Source organism: Acinetobacter variabilis, from assembly GCF_000369625.1.
In the GTDB taxonomy this organism is placed as follows: Bacteria; Pseudomonadota; Gammaproteobacteria; order Pseudomonadales; family Moraxellaceae; genus Acinetobacter; species Acinetobacter variabilis.
Map to the genome: position 1 here is coordinate 1,563,254 of NZ_KB850113.1, position 23,932 is coordinate 1,587,185.

Below are 23,932 nucleotides of genomic sequence, written 5' to 3' on the forward strand. Positions count from 1 at the left end.
CGGGTAAATTTAGCAGGTGATTTAAATGATGGGGTTCGGTATGGCTGACTTGATGCAAATTCATGAAATACGGTTGAAGAATGCGCGAGACTTGATGAAAGAATCAGGGTTGAGTCGTACTGATTTCTCTGAAAAGGTGGGTCTCTCCTACAATTTAATCAGTCAATACATTGGGAAGAACCCAACGAAAAATATTGGTGATGAAACAGCTAGTAAAATAGAAGAAGCTTTCGGCAAGCCTAAAGGCTTTTTAGATCAGGCAAATGCTATTGCAATGCCTTTAGATGCGACTTTAAGTAAAGGTAGTATCCAAATAGCACCTATTGAGTTTCGTGGCGCTGAGGGTAGTAAAAAATATAATGTGAGAATACCGGTGTACAGGGATGTAAAGGCTTCTTGTGGAAGTGGGATAGAGAATTTTTTAGAAGATCCAAGTGAATATTTAGATATCGACCCATCACTATTAAGAATTTTAGGTATTCAGGCTAAGCCTGAAAACTTGCGAGTGATTTATTCCGATGAATACAGTATGTGGCCCACTGTGGCACCAGACAGCCCTCTTTTTATAGATGTGGCGGACAAAGATCCGGGCATGCTTAAAAGCGGATCTGTCTATGTGTTTAAGCATAACTATGAATTAAGAATGAAGAGGATTTTCATAAGTTATGCAGGCGGCACAACTGTACGTCTTGCAAGTGATAACCCAGACAAAATTCGCTATCCAGACGAGTTTATTACCAATGAGCAGCTTAATGAAATTGATTTTATTGGCCGCCTGGAATCAGCCCTAGTTAAGCCTTAAGGGGATAATGAAATGGATCATTCACAATTACCTATTAATCAAGTTGTAGATCGGCTTAAAGCAGCTGCGCAAAACAATGAAGGTGTGACCCTCTCCGCCTCCGATGTTCAGGTGTTGGTCAAGGGACTTGGGAAAGGTCGTTTTATTCCGGTCTATACCAATGAACAAATTATCCAACTGGTGAAAGAGGGGAAATTAGGCCAAAAGATGATTGATAAGAAAGATTAATAAAAGCCGCTATATGCGGCTTGGGTATTGGAGTGAGGTATGGAGTTTAGTGATTATATTGTTTATGTTGATGAAAGTGGCGACCATACCATAAATGGCTACAACACAAAGTACCCTGTCTTTGTTCTGGCTTTTTGTATTTTTCATAAAAGATATTACACAGAAACTGTAATCAAAAGATTAGAGCAACTTAAATTTAAGCATTTTGGTCACGATATTATCGTGATGCATGAAAGGGATATTCTTAAAGGCACGGGGGAGTTTAAGAATTATTCTTCGAAAGAACAGAAAGAGGCTCTTTTAAGTGACCTTACCGAATTAATGCAAGAAACAAATTTTATTTTAATTTCATGTGTTGTTAGAAAAGATATTTTAATTCAAAGGTATGCTGCTCCCAAAAATCCATATTTTATTGCTTTAGAGTTCGGTTTGGAACGAATCTATAAGTTTTTGGTGGAGAAGAATCAACAAGATAAGAAGACATTTATTGTTTTTGAACAACGCGGATTGCAGGAAGATAGAGATCTAGAGCTTGAATTTAGAAGAGTATGCGATGGAAATAATTATCAAAAAATCTGTCTTCCATTTGAAATTAAAATGGCATCAAAAAAAGTAAATTCATCAGGCTTACAAATTGCTGATTTAGTTGCGCGCCCTATTGGTAACCATGTCTTAAAACCAGACCAGGTTAATAGAGCGTTTGATGTGTTGAAGTATAAATTTTATAGCTCAAACGGACGTAAAGGAGCTGGGGTTGGATATCATGGCTATGGTTTAAAAGTATTTCCCAAATAACAGATAAACAAAAGGCCCTAACATAACGCTAGAGCCTTTCGCCGACTGGGAATCCCCGGTCCATGTGTAACAGTGTAAAACACAAATAAGTAATATGCAATAGTGATTCACTATACCGCGAGCCCGACGCAGTCCTTTAATTGAGAGAATAGCCATGATTTTGGATCGTGAAATACAGTTAATTATGATGCGTAAGATGCAAATAGTTTATCCATCTTATTACGACTTTGATATTGACTATCCTACTGGGCATCAAGATAGAGAGAAAGCTTTAAAAAACTTATATTATTTGCGAGCACATGAATTAGTTGAAGCTAAAAGCTTAATTATCACTGAATACATGGATGGGGATTTGATTTTAGACTTTGGTGCTAGTACGCTTACCCATCATGGCATAGACTTTCTGGCAAATGATGGCGGACTGTCTGCAATCCTAAGTGTTATAACGATTAAGTTTGAAACCCAAACACTTAAAGCAATCCTAGCAACCAAAATTAATCAGTCTGATTTAACCCCTGAGAATAAGAAATCAATGATTGATGCACTCGAAGAGCTTCCTGCCGAGTCCATAAAACACCTGACCACGAAATTACTCGATGAGTGTGTTGATAATCTGCCGGCAGCAATTCTTCTAATTGGAACGTGGTTGGGCTCTTTCTAACAAACTTGAGCAACATATTTCCGCCATCAAGAAGAAATATATCTGTGTCTAGATCCATCTCAGTGTAAATACCAGGATGATTACCAATTAAATGAAAATATAAGTTTTTTATTTTATTCATAAAAAATACCTTAACTGCGAACCCGACGCAAAACTAAGATCGGGTGGAGAATTAGATGAAAGTTGAGTTTCAGTATTTAGCTAAGGGTGCTGATAGGCCTGACAATATAACGTTATCCGATGCTGGATACCTGATAGAGCAAGGCGAACCAATTCCATCTAAAGGCGATTGCATTATGATCGAGATTTGCAGCCCAATAGATAAAAGAGGAAATTTTGGTCATTTCAAGGTTATTGCTCGTCATTTTATGTACTCATCATCAGGTCACCAGCAAAAACATATGATTATTGTGGTCACTGATGCAGATGACACCCCAGAGAATAACTATAGAGAATGATTCATCTCCAAGATTGAGAATAAATCTTCGAATAATGCATTCACTGGATCACGTTTATTATTCTCGGCATAGTTTAGGAGTTGGCTTTTATAAGCACGGAGTTGTTGATGCATTGGATCACTTAGGACGGCTTGGAGTAAGTCTTGCCGCTTTTTGCGCATCTCAATACCGACGAGAGTGTTGTCACAAACCTCTTTTACGGTCTGATCCATAGCATCTAACCGTTCAGTGCTTACTAGCATGCCAGTGAATACAAACTCTTCAGCTATCTTAATTTGCTCTTGCACTACTACAGGATTTTGAGTTGTAGCTATCAAAGCCTTATACAAACTGGCCCGAAACTCTTCTCTAGTCATTATTATAAACTCCAAACAACCCACCCCATCGGTGGGTTTTCTTTTGTCTATTAAAACTTATTTTACCTCAAGAGTAAAAAATAATTTTATAAATTTTACCTAATAGGTATTTACTTTGTTTTACCCCACAGGTATATTTTATCTCACAAACAAAGAAAAGCCCCAGCGTAGCCTACGACAACTACCTGGAGCGTGACCCACTCTCTCTCAGTGAGTAAAGAAATTATGAATGCAAAATTGACTCCACACAATAGCTTCAAGGTAACTCTTGTTGCTACTGCCTTAACTGTAAGCGCATTGGCGTTTGGATGGTGTGCTGACTTTGGTACTAGCCAAGCAGCTCCAGCTCAAAATATTCAATCTGAATACGGCATCGTATCTTTAAAGATGCTTGATGACGTACGCGGTGAAGCAACCCTTAATCTAGATGGCTTCCGTTTGGAAATCACTTCGTTTGAAGTTGCAGCACATCCAGACGACTACGGTGTACCAGGTTCCGAGTTCACCAATGTAGAAGTAGTAGAACTTGGTGAAATAAAAGTATTCGATGCCAATGGTAATTCTTATAACGACTTCACTGATTATCAGGATCACCGCGAAATCAATGCAATGATCGCTGGCCACATCATGAAGCATCGTCTGGTGGAGGTGCAGTCATGATTCTTAAATCTGCCGATCAAATCTTTGAAGCACTTTTGAATGGTCAGCTGGTTTACTGGTGTGAATATGGCTCTGATGATTGGTCCCCACTTAATGACCAAGCACAAGTTAATTTTGCTGATCTTTACACTGGTTTCCTGCAATTCAAAGCAGATGAACTACCTGTCATTCCAATGCCAGTAGAGTTTAGCTCAACTCATCGTTACTTCTCTGAATACATCAAGACGTTTGAAGGACTTGAGATTTACAGGGTTGGTAAAAATCGGGTGAGCTACTTCGCTTTACGTATCAAAAGCTCAGGAACTATTGCTGACTATTTCTGCAATACGTTGATTTACTCCATCCAACCTGACGGCTCCCTGAAGAAAATGGATAAGTCTACAGCTCCACAGTGGATTCTAGATGGTTTGGAAAATGCGCGAGTCGCCATGCGCAAAAATAAACGACATCAAGTTTTAGAAAGTACCGGCTTCTTTGGGTCTGAGGACTATAAGAACTTTAAACGCAAAAACCGTCAGCTAGGAGTACGTTGAGATGGCGATTAATATTATTCCAGCGGATCAACCGCTATTGGTACAAGCCATCATTGTTTATCTGTACGCAGATCCGGGCTTGGGTAAAACATCAATTGGCTTCACTGGTGAAAAAGCAATTTCATTCGATTTCGATAAAGGCTCTCACCGTACCGGTGAACTGCGTCGCGGTGCTGTGGTTCAGGTCAATCAATGGGCTGATGTAGCTAACCTGACTATGCAGGATCTGGAACCATTTAAAACGATTGTGATTGATACCGTTGGTGCAATGCTTGAAAGCATTAAGACTCACCTATTGCTTAACAGCACGAACAAGCAAAAAGATGGCTCTTTAAAACTTAAAGCCCAAGGCTTGGCCAATAACATCTTCAAGCAATACGTGAATACGCTAATTGCTTCAGGTAAAGACGTCGTTTTCATTGCCCATGCTTCTGAAGACCAAAACGGTGACCAGGTAATTTACCGACCAGATCTTGGGGGTAAGAACCGTAATGAGCTGTACCGCATTGCAGATGTGATGGGTTACCTGACCACTGTGCAAACAGGTGAAGGCAAGCATGAACGTGTGATCAGCTTTAGGCCTTGCCCTACTCACCATGCCAAAAATGCAGGTGGTTTAGGTGGTGAAACTGGTGAGGTATGGGTTCCAGACTTAAAAGCGAATCCGTCTTTCCTGGCTGACCTGATCAAACAGGCTAAAGACCACATCAACACTATGACACCTGAACAGCTTGCATCGATGAAGGCTCAGGAAGATTTAGATAACTGGATCCAGAGTTGTGCTGAAGCTCAGTATGCCAGCGACCTAAACCAACTTACTGAGTCTATCGATAAGAACCATACGTATTACAAAAATATGCGTGTTGCTCTTAAGACCAGAGCTGACGAAATAAAGTGCACCTTTGATATGCAGCGTAATGCATGGGTAGATCCTGCTGAGTTCTTTGGCATCAATGACCAACAACTGGCTGAGTTGCAGGATTTCATTGGTGCACGTGGCTTAGACGCAAAAACTGTATGTGAGCATCTCGGTATTGATGCACTTAATCAAATTGAAGCCAGGAAACTGGCGGTCGTACAACAAGAAATTGAACAATTGGCAAAGGAAACTATTAACGCATGAAAGCAATAATTTTGGACACGGAAACTCATACGATTAATGGTTTCCCTATTGAAATCGCATACGCACCTTGCTCTTTTGAGCAAGGTAACTTGGGGTTTGATCAAAGCCAGATATTTGATGAGTTCTACTCATGTCCTGAGCCAATCGCTTACGGTGCAATGGCAGTGCATCACATCCTGGAAGCTGACATCGAGGGCAAGCCAAGCTTTGATACTTTCCACTTACCTGAAGATGTGGATTGCTTGATTGGCCATAACATCAATTACGACATTGAGGCGATCCGTAAATGTGGTACGGATGTTCCTGAAAAATCGATCTGTACTTTAGCTCTGGCTCGTTTCACATGGCCAGAACTGGAAACTCACACCCTGAGCGCCCTGTTCTATTTTGTGAGCTCAGACAAGGAAAAAGCACGTAATTACCTGCGTAATGCTCACAGTGCGAAGTATGACATCTGGTTCACATACATCATCCTGAAAAACATCTGTTTAAAGTTGGGTATCAAAGACATGAATTCATTGCATGTCCTATCTGAACAGGTACGCACTCCAAATGTAATGCCTTATGGCAAACATAAAGGTACTCCATTAAAAGAGGTTCCAAAGGACTATGTGAAATGGATGCTGAGCACTGATATTGACCCTTATTTACGTAAAGCACTGGAGGCTGCGGCATGATTTTCAAAATTAAAAAGAAACATGAAGCTGGTTTTAAGCTGTGGCTAGAAAAATTGGGTTATATCAAAAATGAACTTGCAGATGGCAGTTCGACATTTAGCGGCAAAGGCACACGCAAGACACTGAGTTACGTGCTCTTAAAGAAAGATTTAACAGGTAATGCGGCATGTCAGGTGCTATTCGATGAATATGAAATGCACTTGCGTTGTCCTGATTATTTAGATGTGAAGGTGGCGTGATGGAAGATAACAAATTATGGGCAGTCAATATTCCCGAAGAACCTGATTCAGAAGAAATTTTATACCCTGTTCCATCAAAAGAATTGGGTGAGCAAGTTGTTCAACGTTTGCGTAAAGAGGCTATTGAAGCATTTCAAACAGTTGGTGAATGCATTGCTGAGGCGGTCACCCTGGAGGAGTGGGATCTTTCCGCTGATGAACATTCTAAATACTTAGAAGAAAACCCTAATTGGTGGAATGAAACTACCTTTTTAGATGATGAGGTGGCGTGATGGATATTCAGAAAGATTTCTTAAACATGCAGATAGCATACGAAAAAAACTGCGCTATTCGCTGTAACTGCTCCTATGAGGAACTCAAAGCTCAGCTTGATAGATCGGAGTCCTTATTTGGCACTCGGTATCTGGAAGGCAGCCCGCGTCATGAAAATTGGCTGTTATGGGTGGAGGCTTGGCAAGCAGCCAAAGCCCAAGCGGTGCCTGTAAAACTCGTCTTGGAGCTCGAAAAAGGTCGTTTCAAGGAATATGAGTATAAGGCTCTTTTGCGCCAATCACTAAGGGCATCAAAGGTTACAAGGTCGAAGCTAAATTGGGTTCATGTTATGAGCATGCTTGGTACTGGTTCAACTGTAGCTCACCGTATTTGTGAGGCTTTAGGTGTTAATCCAGATGGTACGGAATTTAAAACACAGGAGCCAGCCAATGACTGAAATGAACATTGATTGGGGAATGGAATGCCAAAAATGCAACCATAACGAAGCTGCCATTCATTCCACAGCAGAAAGCAATAGCGGTTATGAGTTTATGGATGGTGATGTCGTTACTTGCCTGAAGTGTGGCAATAAAGGCGAAATGGATGTTGATGGTGAGCGTAGTGATATTGTTTGGAATGAGGATGAAGCTAATGACTGAAATTCAATTAACAAACATCCAGTTCGCGCAGCTTCAGATCGACAACCTTGTGGCTAAAGACAAGCCATACAACGAAACGTGGTCTGCTGGTGATGTTGGCTCATTTAATGCGATTTTAAACGCGGTGGATTATGACAATGAGTTCACATATCACATGCGCGGTTGGTCATGTCAAAGAGTTAAGTCTGGCACTGGCGGGATTATCACGGTAGATGAAAGTAACGCGGATAAGTTGTATCACCTGTTCACCTGCTATTTGAGCAAGTTGCCGAGTGGTGTGGTGAAGGCTTTGGGAGAGGTGTCTTGAAAGCGAATGAGTTTGTAAAAAAACACGGAATACCTCTGGCAGAAATGATTATTAATGATTCCCCGTCTTGGGCTAAATCTTACTTTTTAGGTGTTGAGGAATATGAAGGCAGTGATTTTTCACAATCCTATGAAGATTGTATTTCTCTTAATTGCCTAAAACGCCTTGTCGAAAGTCATGAGTTGGTTGAATCTTATGGCGGCCTGGATGGAGCCAAGAGGTTCATTGAAAGAGATCAAGAAGCTGAAATTGATGATTATGTAACAGAAAAAATCAAGAAAGCCATCGCAGACGTGGAGAGTTGTATGGAGGTGGCTAGTGGATCTAATTGAGAAGTACGGAAGTTATGATGCTGCCAAGGCTAAGCAGCAAGAGCTGTCTAAAATGGCAGCCGACCCGCGACTTTTATTTGTTGGCAACATTATCAAGGAAATTGGAGAGATTGAAATAGGTCTTCTCGACTACCGCCGCCAGCACAATATTTTTGAGGTTGGGGATAAGGTGGTTTTTAAGAATGTTGAGAAGTTTAAAGACAATATGCTGCAAGTTGCACATATTGAGCTTCAAAAAGTCTTGGATATCAAATCTGGATTGAATGGATATACCAGCTTTGATGAACTTCGGCACGCTGAGCCGGAAGAATTGGAAGCGGGTAAAAGATTGGAGGTGAATCAATGACAGCAATGGCAAACATGGGTAACTTTATTGTGGCCCTGCCACCTTCAGACATTTGGTTGACAGATGATCAGGCGGCAGAATTTTTAGGATATGGTGGTGTGTATTTCAAATCATCCATTATTTGCTTAAAAGGTTTTCCAAAACCAAGATACATTACAGAAACCACAAAAGGTCGAAGATGGAACCTTAAAAAATTATCTGACTGGCTGAGTGAAAGACCGGAAGATTTAAAAAAAGCAGTAGGCAGACCCCGCAAAATATAGCGGGGTTTTTCTTGATTAAAATATGGATTACGCCAGAATTACGCCAAAAGTATTATAAGTTATTGATTTTATAGGTAGTAGTGGTGCGCTCAGCGGGACTCGAACCCACGCCACAGGCTTCGGAGACCTGTACTCTATCCAGTTGAGCTATGAGCGCGCGATGCACATCATAACAAAAATTCGCATAAGGTAAAGCAACTATCTATAACTTCGTTATTTTTATGCCTATCCTTTATACAGTGTGCCAAAACAGCAACAGAGAATTCCATGTGAATGACTTGGTTTATTTTGCAAGATCACTCACAATATCTCAACTTTTCACCATTTGAGATCTCTATGACTGATGCGCTGACATTAAGGGATTTGTCGAAGACCTATGGAAATGGTTTTCAGGCACTTAAAGGAATCAACTTAACTGTACCTGAAGGTGAATTCTATGCCCTGTTAGGACCTAATGGCGCGGGCAAGTCCACTACTATTGGTATTATCAGTTCATTAACAAGAAAGACCTCTGGAACTGTTGAGATTTTTGGTCACAATCTGGATACCCATCCTTCAGAAGCCAAACAATGTTTAGGCGTAGTACCCCAAGAATTTAACTTCGCCCAGTTTGAAAAGACCTTTGATATTCTGGTCACTCAAGCTGGTTATTACGGTATTTCTAAAAAAATTGCTCAAGCGCGTGCTGAAGAATATTTAAATAAACTGGGTCTTTGGGAAAAACGCGCTACTCAAGCTCGCATGCTTTCAGGTGGTATGAAACGTCGCCTGATGATCGCCCGTGCGATGATGCATGAACCAAAATTATTGATTCTGGATGAACCGACCGCCGGTGTGGATATCGAATTACGTCGTTCCATGTGGGATTTTCTTAATGAAATGAACAATAATGGTACTTCTATTATTTTGACGACTCATTATCTGGAAGAAGCAGAGATGTTGTGTCGTCGGATTGCGATTATCGACCGTGGTGTGATCAAAGAAGATACCACCATGAAGAACTTCCTGAATCAGCTTAATGAAGAATCCTTTATCTTCGATCTGGCTGCGCCTATTGAGCCATTAAATATTGAAATTATTGGTGTGAAATTTAATTTAGTTGATCCAATGACCCTAGAAGTGACACTGGATAAAGCTCATAGCATGAATGACCTGTTCCAGTTACTGGAATCTCAGAATATTCAAGTACGCAGTATGCGTAACAAGTCAAACCGCTTAGAAGAACTGTTTGTGAAAATGGTCGAAAAAAATCTGGATGGAGCTGCACAATGAATATAAATCAGCTCGGCGTCGCCTTATATACCATCGTTCATAAAGAAGTTCGCCGCTTTATGCGGATCTGGCCACAAACCCTGTTGCCACCTGCCATTACCATGAGTCTATATTTCGTGATCTTCGGTAATCTGGTCGGTTCACGTATTGGGGAAATGGGCGGCTATAGTTATATGGAATTTATTGTCCCTGGTCTGATTATGATGGCGGTGATTACTAATAGTTATGCCAACGTTTCTTCCAGCTTCTTTAGCTCAAAATTTCAGAAAAGCATTGAAGAGCTAATTATGAGCCCTGTACCTTTACATGCCATTTTATGGGGCTATGTATTGGGTGGTGTAATTCGCGGTCTGTTTGTTGCCATTATTGTCAGTGCCATGAGCCTGTTTTTTGCAGACCTTTATATTACTAACTGGTTTGTGACTATATATACAGTACTCATTACCTCGCTATTATTCTCTCTAGGCGGTTTTATTAATGCTGTCTATGCCAAATCTTTTGATGATATTTCGATCATCCCGACTTTTGTACTTACACCACTGACCTATTTAGGCGGTGTATTTTATGCGATTTCAGCCTTAAGTCCGTTCTGGCAAAATCTCTCTTTAGTTAACCCGATCGTGTATATGGTCAATGCGTTCCGTTTCGGCATTTTAGGTCATAGTGATGTCAATGTTTCCATTTCATTGGTCGTGATTACTTTCTGGTGTGCCGTGCTTTACGGTATTGCTTACTATTTATTGTCTCGTGGTTCAGGAATGCGTGAATAATGAGTGTAGAACATTCTCTCCTTGGTAAAGACACCAACTACCCAACAGAGTATCAACCCGATATTTTGTTCCCGATTTCCCGTGCGCCTGCCCGTGAAAAATATGCCCATGTTGAAGCTATTCAGCAAGGTAAAGACTGGTGGCATGTATTTGAAATTTCTTGGTTAAATGCTGCCGGCGTACCTCAAGTGGCAATTGGTCGAATTACCCTGCCAGCATTTTCCCCAAATCTCATTGAATCAAAATCTTTAAAGCTATATTTCAATAGTCTGAACTTTGCCAAGTTTGATTCGAAAGAGGCCTTTATTACAACTGTAGAAAAAGACCTCTCAAAAGCTGCCGGTGCTGAAATCACACTGGATCTTTTCCATGTTGATGAACTGGAAATTTCCAAGCCTGAAGGTATCTGTATTGATGACCTGACTCCGGAACGCCTGGAAAATCATCCAGATGCTTCTTTATTGTCTTTAGATCGGCACAGCGATGAAAATATCGAAGTGCAACTCTATTCACATTTATTAAGAAGTAACTGCCCAGTCACTGGACAACCGGACTGGGGTACAGTATTTATACGCTATCAGGGCAAAAAACCTTGTTATAAGAGTATTTTGGCTTATATTATTTCGTATCGTCAGCACAACGGTTTTCACGAACAATGTGTGGAACAGATGTTTGCCGATATCTGGCAAAATCTGAAACCGGAAAAGCTGATGGTATATGCGACCTATACACGCCGTGGTGGATTGGATATCAACCCTTGTCGTGTATCGGATTCCACATGGATGCCTCGCCCTATTCGTTTAGCGCGACAATAAAAAACATTGAGGTTTAAAAATGCCTTTTTTTGGTTTTATTCCTTCTGCAGAACTATTAAATACAATTCAGACTGCACAGAAAAATAAAAACTCGAGTGAACCGCTTTATCCACTGCGTGATAAAACTGCATTAATGATTAATGATGAAATTATTGATGCAATTCTCACGGAACTGGTACGCCGTTTTCCGGCAAGCGAAAAACGCGATACGGCAGAAAAATTGGCGGGCTATATCAAGTCTACTGTGGCAGTGTTACTCAAACAGTTACTGGGTAAAGCACCAAATGAAGTCGTCAAGGAGTCGATCGCTTTCTCTGAACGTAGCCTGTTTAAAGATCCGGAAGGAAATTTCCGTATTGGTGAGTCTCTGGATACCAATTTGGTCACCAATCTAAAACACTATTATGCAGAATTAAAAGCTGGCCAAAGTGTCGATAAACAAAGTCTCAGCAATCTGTACAAACAGTTTGGGGAAGCAACTGTACGTCATTTTATGGTCGACTTTAATAAAACCTTAGATTTAGGCATGATTAAACGCAAGGCTGCTGATATTGGTGCTTCAGCTGTGATCAAGGCGATTAATATTGCAGCAGATAAAATCATCCTGAATTTAAATAAGGATGAATTGCAGGCAATGGCAGAATATCACGACACTTTATTCTTTACTGAATAAAGCCGCATATTTATTCAAATAATGCAGATTAAGCCTGGCTTCGGTCAGGCTTTTTTGTGGCTTAAGAAATAGCTTGTTACAGTTATTGTGAACTAAAATACCAAATGCTGAAAAAACAACCAACCCTTTCCTGTTTTTAAGGGAGTTTATATGACTCCTATTCATCAGAATGTTATCTTTAATATTGCCTTTAATGCCAGAAAATTGAGAAAAGTGAATTGATCTTTTTCATGGCACGATTCAAATGACATAGCCACAAACCTACCAAAAAATTGGAAATCATACCAAGATGTTGAAATCGAATTTTTATAAAAAATTGAAGCAGCTTTCGATCCTTGTCAATGCATTCGGACTCAGTAGTTTAAGCCTGGCCAACGATTTTCAATATCATCCCTCTTATGCCAGTTTCAAGCAGAATACCATGCAGACCTATGGTCTAAGTGCTCAGCAAGTAGACAGTGCAATGACGGGAGCAAAAAATCTTCCAAATATTATCAATATCATGAATCGTCCAGGTGAAAGTAAGCCCTGGTATGCCTATAAGACCAATTTTCTGTCAGAAGGCACGATTCAACGTGGTGTACGTTTCAAGCAGCAATATGCTGCAACACTAAATCGCGCTGAGCAGCAGTTTGGTGTACCACAATCGATCATTCTGGGTATTTTGGGGGTAGAGACCGGTTTTGGCAGCAACAAGGGTTCATTTGTGACCCGTGATGCACTGGCAACTCTTGGCTTTGGTTATGAACGTCGTGCGCAATACTTCCAGGATGAACTGGCGGCATTGATCGCATGGTCATATAAGGATGGTGTGTCAGCATCCTCAATCGTCGGTTCTTATGCAGGTGCTGTCGGCTATCCGCAGTTTATGCCAAGTAATATTCCAAAGTATGGGGTCGACTATGATGGTAATGGCCATATCGATCTACGTAATTCTGCGGTAGATGCGATTGGTTCAATTGCAAACTATCTGGCTCAGAATGGCTGGCAACGAGATCAGCCAATTGCCTTTCCTGCCCGTTATAGCGGTTCGAATCCTGATTCTGTCATCGCCAAGGATCTCACACAGCCAACGCCTTATGGAGTAATCAAAACCCAAGGAATCAGTCCGATGAATCCGATTGTTCGTATTGATGATCTTGATATGGTCAATGTCATTCAATTACAAGAAAATTACAGACCGATTTACTATATTACTTTTCCGAATTTTCAAGTGATTACCACGTACAATCGTAGTCGTATGTATGCCACTGCATTGTGGCTTTTAGGTACAGAAATTACGAACCGATAACAGTAAAAATTACTACATATTATTAAAGTCAATATTTTTATTAAACAAAATGCCTAAATTTTAGGCATTTTTTACTCTTTGTTACAATATTGATTATTTTTTAATCACTCATTGTTTATTTTGCGTACTTTTTTTAACTATTTTAATTAAACACTAGACAGCCAGTTGCCAGCATGAATATTATCCAATTCGTTAAATGTAGTTGCATAAGTTAAATATCAGGCATGTTTATAGGGTTATCAGCTACTTAGGTCCAATCTAATGAAACATGCTGTTAGGAGTTGATTCAATGCATTCTTCTTTTCTGAAGTATTTTATGGCCATCGCCGCGACCGTTACCCTAACGCAATCGCAAGCAGATATGGTTCAGTCATCATCATTCAATAATGATCATGACAATTCGCGTCTTGCAGCGCGTGTATTAAACAAAGAAGCTCAAAGCTTCAATTCAAATTTCACAAATTTGAACAGCCTTTCAATCACTGAGCGTTCTGGCGATAAAGTTCGTCGTCAAACTATTGCAGCAAAAATTGCAATTCCTGCAGAAGAGCCTTCAGTGATTGAGAAACTGAACAATGTTGCTTCAAACACAGTTCGTAAATTCAGTCAGACAGGTACAGCATCTTGGTATGGTCGTCAGTTCCATGGCCGTAAAACTGCCAGTGGTGAAACATTCGATATGAATGCAATGACTGCTGCACACCGTAGCCTGCCATTAAACTGCTTTATCCGCGTGACTAACAAAAACAATGGTAAGAGTGTTGTTGTGAAGGTGAATGACCGTGGTCCATTCCATGGCAACCGTGTTCTAGATTTATCTTACGGTGCTGCTAAACAGCTTGGTATTACCAATGCTGGTACTGCACATGTCAATATTGAGCGTGTAGATGGTCCAAACTCATAAGATTTGACCGCTCTACATTTAACTCAAAAGCCACAGTCATGTGGCTTTTTTATTTGGTGATGTAGAGCAAGCATTCGACTTGCTTTTATCCTTAATACTGTCGATGTTATTCCATTCAGGTATAAGCTTTCTCTAACCCTTATCAACCCACTATCGATTTCATTTTGACCATACCTCCAAACTGTTTTATATTTTGAAAACCGACAGTACGTTCATGGATGGGAGCGATAGAATGAAAACAATATCCGAATGGTTAGATGAATATAGTGAAAGTCATCAAAACAAAACCAACAAACTGATCCATTGGGTCTGCGTGCCTACCATCTATTTTTCCATTATTGGCATCATGGCGCACTTTAGCGCTTTACTGACTGCTCTGCTCCTGGTTCTGGCTTTTGTGTTTTATGCACGTTTAGACATCGTACTGGCTGTAGCAATGGCAGCGCTAACCCTGATGATGGCTTGGTTCATCTGGGTTTTACCTGTAGGTATCGGCTTCTTTATTGCCTTGTTTGTTTTTGCCTGGATTGGGCAATTTTATGGACATAAAGTTGAAGGTAAAAAGCCTTCTTTCTTCAAAGACCTTCAATTCCTTCTCATTGGCCCGTTATGGTGCATGGATGCCTATTTAGGCAAAGTCCTACCTAAATGGAAATCTCGTCAATCTGAGGCAATACAGTGCGCTTAAAAGCGTATGTAATATCATTACATTTATAAAACCAAGGAAAATTCCCTTATTGATAGGTTTTTCCTTGGTGTTTTAACCAACCACTGATGTGCTTATTGGATGGATCATGATGGGTCCAATGAATCACCCCACCTTTATCGCTATATTCATACTCACCAAAAAACACAACCTGGTCACCTTTTTGAATATTCTGGATGCGTGGCGCCAGATCAATATTGTGCGCAACTAATACAGTTTGACCAGTGGATAATTCCAGAATAAATTTCTGATGACGGGAACCTTCATTATCATCTTTCAATAACACTACCACCTTACCACTCGCCTGAACCTGAAGATCACTTTGTCTGTGCTGGTAAGCTTGCTCTATACGCTGGGTATCATCAGAAAGCTTATGCGTACTTTTTTGAACATTAGTCTGCTCTTGAAGCGCAATTTCTGCTGAAGGTATAAAAGTATTGGTCTGTTGTTTAGATTCTGATAAATCCAGACCTAAATAAGCAGCCACCAAAAGTGCAATGACAGCCCCGATCCCCATATTGGTTTTATTTGCCATAATTCCTCCTTGATTATTCTTTATTTAGTCATAAAAAAAGCCCCATTCGGGGCTTTTTTCTAATCCGTTACCGAATTATTTTGCAGCAGCCTGAGCAGCAGCAACTTCTTCAGCGAAAGAAAGCTCAGCTTTCTTCTCGATACCTTCACCCACTTCGAAACGAACGAAGTTAGCAACAGTAGTACCAGTCGCTTTAAGAACTTCAGCAACTTTCTTGTCGTTGTCGATTACGTATTGTTGACGCTCAAGAACAACTTCGTTCAGGTATTTCTCAACAGAACCTACAACCATTTTCTCAACAATGTTTGCTGGTTTGCCAGATTCAAGTGCTTTTGCTTCAGCGATTTCTTTTTCTTTCGCGATAAGGTCAGCAGGAACTTGTTCAGCGTTTACAGCAACCGGGTTGAATGCAGCAATGTGCATTGCCAAGCCTTTACCTGTTTCAGCATCACCTGAGTAAGATACAACAACACCGATACGAAGACCGTGTTTGTAAACAGCAAGGTTTTCACCTTCAACAATTTTCGCACGACGTACTTGGATGTTTTCACCGATTTTTTGAACTAGCGCAATACGAGCTTCTTCTACAGTAGCGCCATCTTCAAGTTTAAGTTCAGCGATTTTAGCAGCATCAGTTTCGTTTGCAGCAAGTGCAGCAGCAGCAACTTTCGCAGAGAAACCAGCAAAGTTTTCGTCTTTAGCAACGAAGTCAGTTTGGCAGTTTACTTCTAGAAGGATTGCTTTGTTACCTTCTTGAGCAATTGTAATCGCGCCGTCAGCAGCAATGTTACCAGCTTTTTTAGCTGCTTTTGCTTGACCAGATTTACGAAGGTTGTCGATCGCTAATTCGATGTCACCACCAGCTTCTGTCAAAGCTTTTTTACATTCCATCATTGCTAGACCAGTACGATCACGCAGTTCTTTAACCATGCTTGCTGTAACTGCAGTCATGTTTATCTCCTAAATTCGGTAGAAAATGAATTCTTTTTAGAACAGAAACGGCCCAGAGGATTCTCATGGGCCGCCTGCATACATAACGCTTACTTTGCCACCATCACGTGTCGCAAAAATGACAAGCTAGCGTCTAACGCATTAAGCCTCAGAAGCAGGAGCTTCTTCTGCTTTAGCTTGTGCATTTGCTTGTGATTGAGCATATTCTTTACCAGCAAGAATCGCATCAGCCATAGCAGAAGCATAAAGTGTTACTGCACGGATCGCATCGTCGTTACCCGGAATAACGTAGTCTACGTTGTCTGGGTTAGAGTTAGTATCAACGATACCGATTACAGGAATACCAAGGTTTTTAGCTTCTTTAATTGCAATCGCTTCGTGATCAACGTCGATTACGAATAATGCGTCAGGTAAACCACCCATGTTTTTAACGCCGCCTAAAGCACGTTCAAGTTTTTCCATCTCACGGCTACGTTCTAAAGCTTCACGTTTAGTAAGTTTAGCGAAAGTACCGTCTTGAGATTGAGTTTGAAGGTCTTTTAAACGGTTGATAGATTGGCGAAGAGTTTTCCAGTTCGTCAACATACCACCTAACCAACGGTGATCTACGTATGGTTGACCAGCGCGTTGAGCTTGTTCACGGATGATTGCAGAAGCAGCACGTTTAGTACCAACGAACAAAACTTTGTTCTTTTTGCTAGCCAATTGGTTAGCGAAGTTCAAAGCATCATTTAACGCAGGAACAGTGTGCTCAAGGTTGATGATGTGAATTTTGTTACGCGCGCCAAAGATATATTGACGCATTTTTGGGTTCCAGAAACGAGTTTGGTGACCAAAGTGCGCGCCAGCTTGTAGAAGGTCGCGCATGCTTACGTTGTAATCTGCCATTTTCTTTACCTTAAAGTTTGGGTTAGGCCTCCATATATCCGCATTCTCCACCCTTGCGGGCACCCAGAGTAATGTGACGATATATGTGCGGATTTTTAATACACCATTCAATCAGCCTCGCAAATATATTCACGAAAAAGCATTTGATAAAATGGGCGGCTATTTATACCATAGTCACATACAAATTTCCAAAAGTTTTTAGAGATCATGAACACTACTTATCAAGCTCCCCGTCGTTTAATCAAATCCGCAGAAGATATCGAAAAGATGCGTATCGCTGGACGACTGGCTGCAGAAGTGTTGGATATGATCAAACCGCATATCAAACCCGGCGTAACAACACTGGAATTGGATACGATTTGTCATGACTATATTGTAAATGTGCAGAATGCCATTCCTGCATGTTTAGGTTATGGTGCAGCGCCTGGCCGCCCTGCTTTCCAGCATACAATCTGTACATCTGTAAACCATGTGGTCTGTCACGGGATCCCATCTGAAAACAAGATCCTGAAAAAAGGCGATATTTTAAATATTGATGTCACTGTCATCAAAGATGGTTTCCATGGGGATACCAATATGATGTACATCGTGGGTGGTGAAACTTCAATTTTAGCAAACCGTCTATGTAAAGTCGCTCAAGAAGCTATGTATCGTGGTATGGCGGTAGTGAAACCAGGTGCAACGATTGGTGATATTGGTCATGCGATTCAAAAATATGTTGAATCTGAACGTTTTAGCGTTGTTCGTGAATATTGTGGCCACGGAATCGGCACAACTTTCCATGATGAACCGCAGGTGCTGCACTATGGTCAGCCAGATACCGGTATGGTGCTTGAAGAAGGCATGACTTTTACGATTGAACCAATGGTAAATGCTGGTGTTTGGCAAACCAAACTGCTGGGTGATAAATGGACTGTGGTCACTAAAGACCATAAATTATCAGCTCAATATGAGCACACTCTTTTAGTAACAAAAAATGGCATTGAAGTGCTGACTGCTCGTCCTGAAGAAGATTTGTCACGTTTTAGTGCATAATAACAACACTTCCTCATATAAATGGTCACTTTAAAGTGGCCATTTTTAGTTTATATTTCCCCTATTATTCTCATTCTCAAAGCATATTCTTAGTTCCCGTCTATCTAAACTATCTATCGATGTTCAAGATAAGGTTGCACTGATTCAGCATTTTTTTCGTATATTTTTCCAAATTCTTTTGCCCAATGTGCACCATTTTAGGCTAAGATAATGTGCTTTTTATTTTTTAATCCCTATAAGAAGGAATACTGCCGTGGACGTACGTCTCTCTGATCGTGTGAATGCCATCAAACCGTCCCCTACGCTTGCTGTGACAAACAAGGCTGCTGAACTGAAAGCTGCTGGTCACAACGTTATTGGTTTGGGCGCAGGTGAGCCAGATTTTGATACCCCTCAACACATCAAAGATGCAGCAATTGCAGCAATTAACAACGGTTTCACCAAATACACCGCTGTTGATGGTACGCCAGGTCTTAAAAAAGCAATTATTGCTAAATTAAAACGTGACAATAACCTTGATTATCAAGCGAACCAAATCCTGGTTTCTTGTGGTGGTAAACAGTCTTTCTTTAACTTGGCACTTGCTTTGTTAAACAAAGGTGATGAAGTGATCATCCCTGCTCCATTCTGGGTAAGCTATCCAGACATGGTGATCATTGCTGAAGGCACACCAGTAATCGTGAAATGTGGTGAAGAACAACGTTTCAAAATTACTCCTGAGCAATTAGAAGCTGCGATCACTGACAAAACTCGTCTAGTGGTATTAAACAGTCCTTCTAACCCGACTGGCATGATCTACACTAAAGCTGAATTAGAAGCTTTAGCAGCAGTACTGCGTAAATACCCAGAAGTATTCATCGCATCTGATGACATGTACGAACCAATCCGTTGGGAAGATGAATTCTACAACATCGCAACTGTTGCGCCTGACCTTTACGACCGCACTATCGTATTAAACGGTGTGTCTAAAGCCTATGCAATGACAGGCTGGCGTATCGGCTATGCAGCAGGTCCTGCTAAACTGATCGGTGCGATGAAAAAAATCCAGTCTCAATCAACTTCTAACCCAACTTCTATTTCACAAGTTGCTGCAGAAGCTGCATTGAATGGTCCTCAAGACGTTCTTGTACCAATGGTTGAAGCGTTCAAACGTCGTCATGACCTAGTTGTGAATGGCTTGAATGACATTAAAGGTATTTCTTGTCTACCTGCTGATGGTGCATTCTATGCATACGCAAACATCAAACCATTGATTCGTGCGAAAGGTCTGAACTCTTGCACAGAATTCTCTGCTTGGTTATTAGAAGAAACTGGCGTTGCAGTCGTTCCTGGCGATGCATTCGGTCTAGGTGGTTTCATGCGTATCTCTTACGCAACTGCTGACGAAGTATTAGTTGATGCACTTGCACGTATCAAAAAAGCTGCTGATTCTATCGAAGGCGTTGATGAGGCGATTGCTTCGATCGAAGCTGAAAAAGCTGCGAAATAATCTAATTGATTAGATAAAAAAACCCGCGATCATCGCGGGTTTTTTTATGCAGTTTGTAGATGCTTACGGTATTTAAGTGCCAAACAAAGCAAACACATCAATGCGGCAAAGGTATAGGAAATAGCCAGCATCCACCAGAAACCACTTATTCCCGAAACATCCAGATTGAGATTGAAGAGCGACACTGGATGATAAGCCAAATACCAGCCTCCGCCCAATCCACCTAATAGCAGTACACCACTAAAAATAAACATGGGGAAGATCACCACTTTCCAGCAGCGTAGCATATTGACGCTAATCACCAGAATCGCATCAAAAATATGCATCCAGCACAATAAGAACATCAATGCCAGACTCACCGTAAGCACATCCGTATGATCACTAAATAGCGCCACAATCGGTTTCTGAAAAATTGCGATCAAGACCGCCAGAACAACTGCGCTTGCAACCACCACACGTAACGCTTTAAAAGTTAAAGCCCAGGCAGATTGCACTTGATTTGCACCAATCCTAGTAGAGACCAGAATGCTAAAGGCAGAGCTCATCGAAAATGGCACCATAAACAGCAGGCCAGCCAAACCCCTCGCTACTTGATGCGCATTCACCATTATCTCCCCCAAAGGCAAGATCAATAATGCAATCGCACTAATTGTAAAGACATCAATAAATACGACAATTGCTGAGGGTAAGCCGATTCTTAAAATTTTTAGCAAAGTCTTAAAATGGAAAAATTGTCCCGACCAGTGCACACGCAACTGCTTTTCCAGAAATATCAGGTAATAGACCACTAATAGTGCCCATTGAACAGTCAGATGAGCAATAAAAGCTCCCTCAACCCCATAGGCGGGCACATAACCCTGAATCCCAAAAATCAGGCAATAAGCCAAACTCACTTTGAATATCAGATAAAAAATATTGGCATAGAATACACGCTTCGCCTGACCACAGGCTTGCGTTAAAATATATAAAATACGCACTAACAAATGTGCTGGAAGCGTCCAAGCCAGTAACCATAAACAAGGTTGAATCAAAGCCTGTAATGCACTATCTGCTTTTAATAAATGCAGCAATGGATCCGCATGAGTCAATAACCATCCTGCAAAGACAGACAGGACACCGACAATAAGGATGCTCTGTTTCAGAATTTTTTGAATATCATCAAAAGCACGTCGCCCATATGCTTCAGCAAGTTCCTGCATCATACCCTGCAAGATCCCCGTCCCCGAAACAAATAATAAAGAATAAATAGATAAACACACAGCCATAGCAGCCACATGTTGCGGTGAGTAATGAGACAGGAAAATCATGTCAAATATTCCGGCCAACATTATGATGCTATTACTCAAAAAAATAGGCACCCAAAGATGCAAAAACTGTTTCATTGCAAAATCACTCTATTCTTAATTTTTTTCTCGGGTTTTATTTTTAAACTGAATTATTTAAAACTGAGATATACAGTGGAAATCACATACAATCCTTGTGCCATAAATCTTTATATTTATTGATTTTTATAAAAAAGTTCAGTCTCTATCTTCAGTTCGCTTATAGAAAATAATAATTTTTTAAGCTCAGAAATTATGAGTTTTTCATTCTAATGTTTAACAATTTAATAAAAAGAAAGAATGATCACAACATGAAAAGTAGAACGCTATTTGAAATACGAACCTGCTAATCACTATTTTCATCAGATAAAATCACCAGACTTGCTCTTCCTTTATCTGATTATATTTATTTCAGGAATCAGGTTGCTGAAACATGGCAATGACCTCAGCTTCTGTCATTTTTTTGGTTTGATTGTTAAATGAATGAAATGCTGGCTGATGATCTATATAAATTTCTAAATTGAAATCCAGATCCTCTGGCAGTTGCTCCAAAGTAAATACATTAATATTGGCAAAGGAATGATCTTTGGTCCGCCAGAAAATAAAAGTACCACAGGCATTGCAAAAACCACGCTCTGCCCATTCAGAAGTACTTGCAACAGATAAATGCTGCTGATCAATAAAGTGAATATTTTCTATATCAATCGACATGAGAGGCCCACTTGTGTGGCGGCGGCACATGGAACAATGACAGGCGGCCACTTCATAATTTCTAAGCTGAACTTCAAATCGAGTCGCACCGCATAAACATCTCGCTTTCATGATTATTCTTCCTCGGTATTATTATTTTTAATCATTTTACCGGATTCATTATAAGTAAAAGGCTTTGTACATTTCCTCATACAATTTTTTATTGCTGATCGAAGCACCATCTGCCTAAACTTGTCATTCAAATCCAGTATTTAAAATAATAAGGACAAGCTATGGATCTCAAGAATCTTTCAGGTTTGCAGATTATGCAAGAGATGCTTAAGGGCAACCTACCTATGCCTTCTATGGCAACCACTATTCCCATGTCTGCAAGCGAAGTCGAACCGGGACACGTGACCTTTGTTGTAAAAGCAGATGAACGCCATCTGAATCCTATGGGAGGTATACATGGCGGTTTTGCTGCAACTGTTTTAGATACGGTAACAGGCTGCGCGATTCATACTTTACTTGAAGCCGGTGTCGGTTATGGCACAATTGATCTGAATGTAAAAATGTGCCGTCCAATTCCTCACAACCAAGAACTAAAAGCAATCGGAAAATCAATTAATCTCAGTAAAAATCTAGGCATTTCTGAGGGTCAAATTCTGGATGACGAAGGCCGTATTTATGCCCATGCCACAGCAACCTGCATGATTTTTCGCAATTCCGACCATTAACGTGTTTAAGGCTTAAAGTACGCCCCATTTCCCTTGCGGTGCTTTTACCAGTTTCGGCTGGGTCAATGCCCGATATTCGAAATAATGCTTAGAAACATTTGCTACACTCAGTACCTGAGTTTCTTTAGCAGAAGCTTGCCACACTTTAGACTGGTTCGATCCGGTCAGAAGATTACCAGCAAGCGCATAAATATAAAGATCTTTTTTCTGAGCTTCAGGCATGTTCAGAAAAATCTCAAAACTAAATTGGCGTTCTTTTTCGACCAGCCACTTTTCTGCAAACCATAGTTGCAACAAGTCACCCAGATATAACTGTTTAGTCGCTAAGGGCCATAAACGGATTTCTGCACCAGCCACAGGGGTAAAGTATTGAGCAGAATCTTGAATAATTTCGAGATAATGATCTTGATAAAAAGACAGTTGAGAGAAAATTTGAGGGATAGTGAGCGTATTCATTCGCTTTCTCCGGTTTAGCCATTTTTGTGCTGGCAAGTAGGTTTAAATCCACACTGTTTGACCATTTGGTCAAACGACTTTATGTTTTCAATCTAGCAAGTGAAATTTGTTCTGACAAGCATTTTTTAAGAAATTAATGCAATCGTTTAAATTAAAATCAGATAAGCGCAATTTGTAATAAATATGACAGTTTTTGCTTGACCCTTGATAAAATCTCTCTATAATCGCATTCAGATTCTCCCATAGCTCAGTCGGTAGAGCGACGGACTGTTAATCCGCAGGTCCCTGGTTCGAGCCCAGGTGGGAGAGCCAAATTCAAGAAAGCCCGCAGCATTAAAGCGGGCTTTTTTATTGCCTGAAATTTCATTTATAAAATGATTCGATTCTTCTTTTCTCTTATATATTCTTACTCTGCCCTTTTATTTACCTAGTTAGATTGGCTTATATTTTCATTTAATCAAATGTGTTTATACATACTTATTTTTAGTTAATAACAACGTTTACTATCTTGCATGATGCTAATTTCTCCACTCTTACTGTAAGAAACATCAGATTAAATTTTATATCGCTTAGGCTATTTTAAATTCTTTTAATAAATAAGTTAGTTACAGAGTAAGCGTCCGCTGAACACACCTTATGAATTCATCCTATAAGCCTTAATTTAGTCCCCACTTAAAAACAAGTGGGGACTAAAATTTATGACTACA

At 40.4% G+C, this 23,932-nt stretch carries 34 protein-coding genes and 2 tRNA genes; 28 read left to right on the forward strand and 8 right to left on the reverse strand.

All coding sequences use genetic code 11. The features are described from left to right. Positions 1-28 precede the first annotated feature (28 nt). From F897_RS13150 to F897_RS13170, 5 genes are all read left to right on the forward strand, one after another. Entirely contained in the window at positions 29-802 is a 774-nt protein-coding gene (locus tag F897_RS13150; RefSeq protein WP_171065476.1) for a LexA family transcriptional regulator, read from the forward strand. 12 nt (positions 803-814) lie between these two features. Next, complete coding sequence (locus F897_RS13155) at positions 815-1,030, forward strand: hypothetical protein (protein WP_005236623.1); 216 nt, start codon at positions 815-817, stop codon at positions 1,028-1,030. Between the two features lie 39 nt (positions 1,031-1,069). After that, on the forward strand, positions 1,070-1,825 hold the full coding sequence (locus F897_RS13160) for a DUF3800 domain-containing protein (protein WP_005236625.1): 756 nt from the start codon (positions 1,070-1,072) through the stop codon (positions 1,823-1,825). Positions 1,826-1,979: 154 nt separating this feature from the next. Continuing rightward, on the forward strand, positions 1,980-2,486 hold the full coding sequence (locus F897_RS13165; protein WP_005236626.1) for a hypothetical protein: 507 nt from the start codon (positions 1,980-1,982) through the stop codon (positions 2,484-2,486). 176 nt (positions 2,487-2,662) lie between these two features. Then, complete coding sequence (locus tag F897_RS13170; RefSeq protein WP_005236627.1) at positions 2,663-2,944, forward strand: hypothetical protein; 282 nt, start codon at positions 2,663-2,665, stop codon at positions 2,942-2,944. Here F897_RS13170 and F897_RS13175 read toward each other — a convergent pair. After that, positions 2,932-3,300 carry a hypothetical protein gene (locus F897_RS13175; protein WP_005236628.1) on the reverse strand — a complete coding sequence of 123 codons (369 nt, stop codon included), beginning with the start codon at positions 3,298-3,300 and terminating at the stop codon, positions 2,932-2,934. The genes F897_RS13170 and F897_RS13175 overlap by 13 nt on opposite strands. Before the next feature lie 192 nt (positions 3,301-3,492). On the opposite strand from F897_RS13175, the gene F897_RS13180 reads away from it, so the two are divergent. From F897_RS13180 to F897_RS13240, 12 genes are read left to right on the forward strand one after another with little or no spacing between them, the layout of a single operon-like run. Continuing rightward, positions 3,493-3,960 carry a hypothetical protein gene (locus tag F897_RS13180; RefSeq protein ID WP_228128850.1) on the forward strand — a complete coding sequence of 156 codons (468 nt, stop codon included), beginning with the start codon at positions 3,493-3,495 and terminating at the stop codon, positions 3,958-3,960. After that, entirely contained in the window at positions 3,957-4,493 is a 537-nt protein-coding gene (locus F897_RS13185) for a hypothetical protein (RefSeq protein WP_005236630.1), read from the forward strand. Before F897_RS13180 ends, F897_RS13185 begins: the two co-directional genes overlap by 4 nt. Position 4,494: 1 nt before the next feature. After that, a complete protein-coding gene (locus F897_RS13190; RefSeq protein WP_005236631.1) occupies positions 4,495-5,616 on the forward strand; it encodes an ATP-binding protein in 1,122 nt (373 codons plus the stop codon). Continuing rightward, positions 5,613-6,293, forward strand: coding sequence for a putative quorum-sensing-regulated virulence factor (locus F897_RS13195; protein ID WP_005236638.1), 681 nt, complete (start codon positions 5,613-5,615; stop codon positions 6,291-6,293). The genes F897_RS13190 and F897_RS13195 overlap by 4 nt, the downstream gene beginning before the upstream one ends. Beyond that, the gene (locus F897_RS13200; protein ID WP_005236639.1) at positions 6,290-6,532 is read left to right on the forward strand and encodes a hypothetical protein; all 243 of its coding nucleotides are present in this window, start codon (positions 6,290-6,292) and stop codon (positions 6,530-6,532) included. Before F897_RS13195 ends, F897_RS13200 begins: the two co-directional genes overlap by 4 nt. Then, entirely contained in the window at positions 6,532-6,804 is a 273-nt protein-coding gene (locus tag F897_RS13205) for a hypothetical protein (protein ID WP_005236640.1), read from the forward strand. Before F897_RS13200 ends, F897_RS13205 begins: the two co-directional genes overlap by 1 nt. Further along, the gene (locus F897_RS16815) at positions 6,804-7,241 is read left to right on the forward strand and encodes a hypothetical protein (RefSeq protein WP_005236642.1); all 438 of its coding nucleotides are present in this window, start codon (positions 6,804-6,806) and stop codon (positions 7,239-7,241) included. The genes F897_RS13205 and F897_RS16815 overlap by 1 nt, the downstream gene beginning before the upstream one ends. Continuing rightward, on the forward strand, positions 7,234-7,443 hold the full coding sequence (locus tag F897_RS13220) for a hypothetical protein (RefSeq protein WP_005236644.1): 210 nt from the start codon (positions 7,234-7,236) through the stop codon (positions 7,441-7,443). Before F897_RS16815 ends, F897_RS13220 begins: the two co-directional genes overlap by 8 nt. Continuing rightward, positions 7,436-7,750, forward strand: a complete 315-nt coding sequence (locus tag F897_RS13225; RefSeq protein ID WP_005236645.1) for a hypothetical protein — start codon at positions 7,436-7,438, stop codon at positions 7,748-7,750. The genes F897_RS13220 and F897_RS13225 overlap by 8 nt, the downstream gene beginning before the upstream one ends. Beyond that, positions 7,747-8,082: a hypothetical protein gene (locus tag F897_RS13230; RefSeq protein ID WP_005236646.1), complete on the forward strand. Its 336-nt coding sequence runs from the start codon at positions 7,747-7,749 to the stop codon at positions 8,080-8,082. The genes F897_RS13225 and F897_RS13230 overlap by 4 nt, the downstream gene beginning before the upstream one ends. Further along, entirely contained in the window at positions 8,069-8,428 is a 360-nt protein-coding gene (locus F897_RS13235) for a hypothetical protein (RefSeq protein WP_005236647.1), read from the forward strand. The genes F897_RS13230 and F897_RS13235 overlap by 14 nt, the downstream gene beginning before the upstream one ends. Then, positions 8,425-8,691, forward strand: coding sequence for a hypothetical protein (locus tag F897_RS13240; RefSeq protein WP_005236648.1), 267 nt, complete (start codon positions 8,425-8,427; stop codon positions 8,689-8,691). Before F897_RS13235 ends, F897_RS13240 begins: the two co-directional genes overlap by 4 nt. 81 nt (positions 8,692-8,772) lie before the next feature. On the opposite strand, the gene F897_RS13245 is transcribed toward F897_RS13240, so the two are convergent. Further along, positions 8,773-8,848: transfer RNA gene (locus tag F897_RS13245), tRNA-Arg, on the reverse strand. A 179-nt stretch (positions 8,849-9,027) separates the two neighbouring features. Here F897_RS13245 and F897_RS13250 point away from each other — a divergent pair. From F897_RS13250 to F897_RS13280, 7 genes are all read left to right on the forward strand, one after another. Then, positions 9,028-9,963, forward strand: a complete 936-nt coding sequence (locus F897_RS13250) for an ABC transporter ATP-binding protein (RefSeq protein WP_004784471.1) — start codon at positions 9,028-9,030, stop codon at positions 9,961-9,963. Further along, positions 9,960-10,733 carry an ABC transporter permease gene (locus tag F897_RS13255; protein ID WP_004784472.1) on the forward strand — a complete coding sequence of 258 codons (774 nt, stop codon included), beginning with the start codon at positions 9,960-9,962 and terminating at the stop codon, positions 10,731-10,733. The genes F897_RS13250 and F897_RS13255 overlap by 4 nt, the downstream gene beginning before the upstream one ends. Continuing rightward, positions 10,733-11,548: an NADPH-dependent 7-cyano-7-deazaguanine reductase QueF gene (gene queF, locus F897_RS13260; RefSeq protein WP_005236649.1), complete on the forward strand. Its 816-nt coding sequence runs from the start codon at positions 10,733-10,735 to the stop codon at positions 11,546-11,548. The genes F897_RS13255 and queF overlap by 1 nt, the downstream gene beginning before the upstream one ends. A 19-nt stretch (positions 11,549-11,567) precedes the next feature. Beyond that, positions 11,568-12,221 (forward strand): hypothetical protein, encoded by a 654-nt coding sequence (locus F897_RS13265; RefSeq protein WP_005236651.1) that lies wholly within the window; start codon positions 11,568-11,570, stop codon positions 12,219-12,221. 289 nt (positions 12,222-12,510) lie between these two features. Beyond that, entirely contained in the window at positions 12,511-13,512 is a 1,002-nt protein-coding gene (gene mltB, locus F897_RS13270) for a lytic murein transglycosylase B (protein ID WP_005236654.1), read from the forward strand. 289 nt (positions 13,513-13,801) lie between these two features. Next, on the forward strand, positions 13,802-14,416 hold the full coding sequence (locus tag F897_RS13275) for a septal ring lytic transglycosylase RlpA family protein (protein WP_004784482.1): 615 nt from the start codon (positions 13,802-13,804) through the stop codon (positions 14,414-14,416). A gap of 232 nt (positions 14,417-14,648) precedes the next feature. Beyond that, positions 14,649-15,104, forward strand: a complete 456-nt coding sequence (locus F897_RS13280) for an Mpo1 family 2-hydroxy fatty acid dioxygenase (protein ID WP_005236656.1) — start codon at positions 14,649-14,651, stop codon at positions 15,102-15,104. 46 nt (positions 15,105-15,150) lie between these two features. On the opposite strand, the gene F897_RS13285 is transcribed toward F897_RS13280, so the two are convergent. The 3 genes from F897_RS13285 to rpsB all read right to left on the reverse strand — a co-directional run bounded on the left by F897_RS13285 (position 15,151) and on the right by rpsB (position 17,496). After that, positions 15,151-15,657 carry a DUF3465 domain-containing protein gene (locus tag F897_RS13285; protein WP_005236659.1) on the reverse strand — a complete coding sequence of 169 codons (507 nt, stop codon included), beginning with the start codon at positions 15,655-15,657 and terminating at the stop codon, positions 15,151-15,153. Between the two features lie 75 nt (positions 15,658-15,732). Beyond that, positions 15,733-16,608 carry a translation elongation factor Ts gene (gene tsf / locus F897_RS13290; RefSeq protein ID WP_004784491.1) on the reverse strand — a complete coding sequence of 292 codons (876 nt, stop codon included), beginning with the start codon at positions 16,606-16,608 and terminating at the stop codon, positions 15,733-15,735. 141 nt (positions 16,609-16,749) lie between these two features. After that, positions 16,750-17,496 (reverse strand): 30S ribosomal protein S2, encoded by a 747-nt coding sequence (gene rpsB, locus F897_RS13295; protein ID WP_004784492.1) that lies wholly within the window; start codon positions 17,494-17,496, stop codon positions 16,750-16,752. Positions 17,497-17,703: 207 nt separating this feature from the next. Between rpsB and map the strand changes: the two genes are divergently transcribed. Together map and F897_RS13305 are read left to right on the forward strand one after the other, a co-directional pair. Then, a complete protein-coding gene (gene map, locus F897_RS13300) occupies positions 17,704-18,531 on the forward strand; it encodes a type I methionyl aminopeptidase (protein WP_004784494.1) in 828 nt (275 codons plus the stop codon). A 253-nt stretch (positions 18,532-18,784) separates the two neighbouring features. Next, positions 18,785-20,020, forward strand: coding sequence for a pyridoxal phosphate-dependent aminotransferase (locus tag F897_RS13305; protein WP_005236666.1), 1,236 nt, complete (start codon positions 18,785-18,787; stop codon positions 20,018-20,020). A gap of 44 nt (positions 20,021-20,064) precedes the next feature. Here F897_RS13305 and F897_RS13310 read toward each other — a convergent pair whose 3' ends face one another. Both F897_RS13310 and F897_RS13315 read right to left on the reverse strand, forming a co-directional pair. Beyond that, entirely contained in the window at positions 20,065-21,327 is a 1,263-nt protein-coding gene (locus F897_RS13310; protein WP_228761268.1) for an MATE family efflux transporter, read from the reverse strand. 426 nt (positions 21,328-21,753) lie between these two features. Further along, positions 21,754-22,164, reverse strand: a complete 411-nt coding sequence (locus F897_RS13315; RefSeq protein ID WP_004784500.1) for a GFA family protein — start codon at positions 22,162-22,164, stop codon at positions 21,754-21,756. Positions 22,165-22,325: 161 nt separating this feature from the next. Here F897_RS13315 and F897_RS13320 point away from each other — a divergent pair, with 161 nt between their 5' ends. After that, on the forward strand, positions 22,326-22,769 hold the full coding sequence (locus F897_RS13320) for a PaaI family thioesterase (RefSeq protein WP_004784501.1): 444 nt from the start codon (positions 22,326-22,328) through the stop codon (positions 22,767-22,769). A 12-nt stretch (positions 22,770-22,781) separates the two neighbouring features. On the opposite strand, the gene F897_RS13325 is transcribed toward F897_RS13320, so the two are convergent. Beyond that, positions 22,782-23,225 carry a hypothetical protein gene (locus tag F897_RS13325; protein WP_004784504.1) on the reverse strand — a complete coding sequence of 148 codons (444 nt, stop codon included), beginning with the start codon at positions 23,223-23,225 and terminating at the stop codon, positions 22,782-22,784. A 236-nt stretch (positions 23,226-23,461) separates the two neighbouring features. On the opposite strand from F897_RS13325, the gene F897_RS13330 reads away from it, so the two are divergent. Beyond that, a tRNA-Asn gene (locus tag F897_RS13330) sits at positions 23,462-23,537 on the forward strand. The last annotated feature ends 395 nt before the right edge of the window (positions 23,538-23,932 follow it).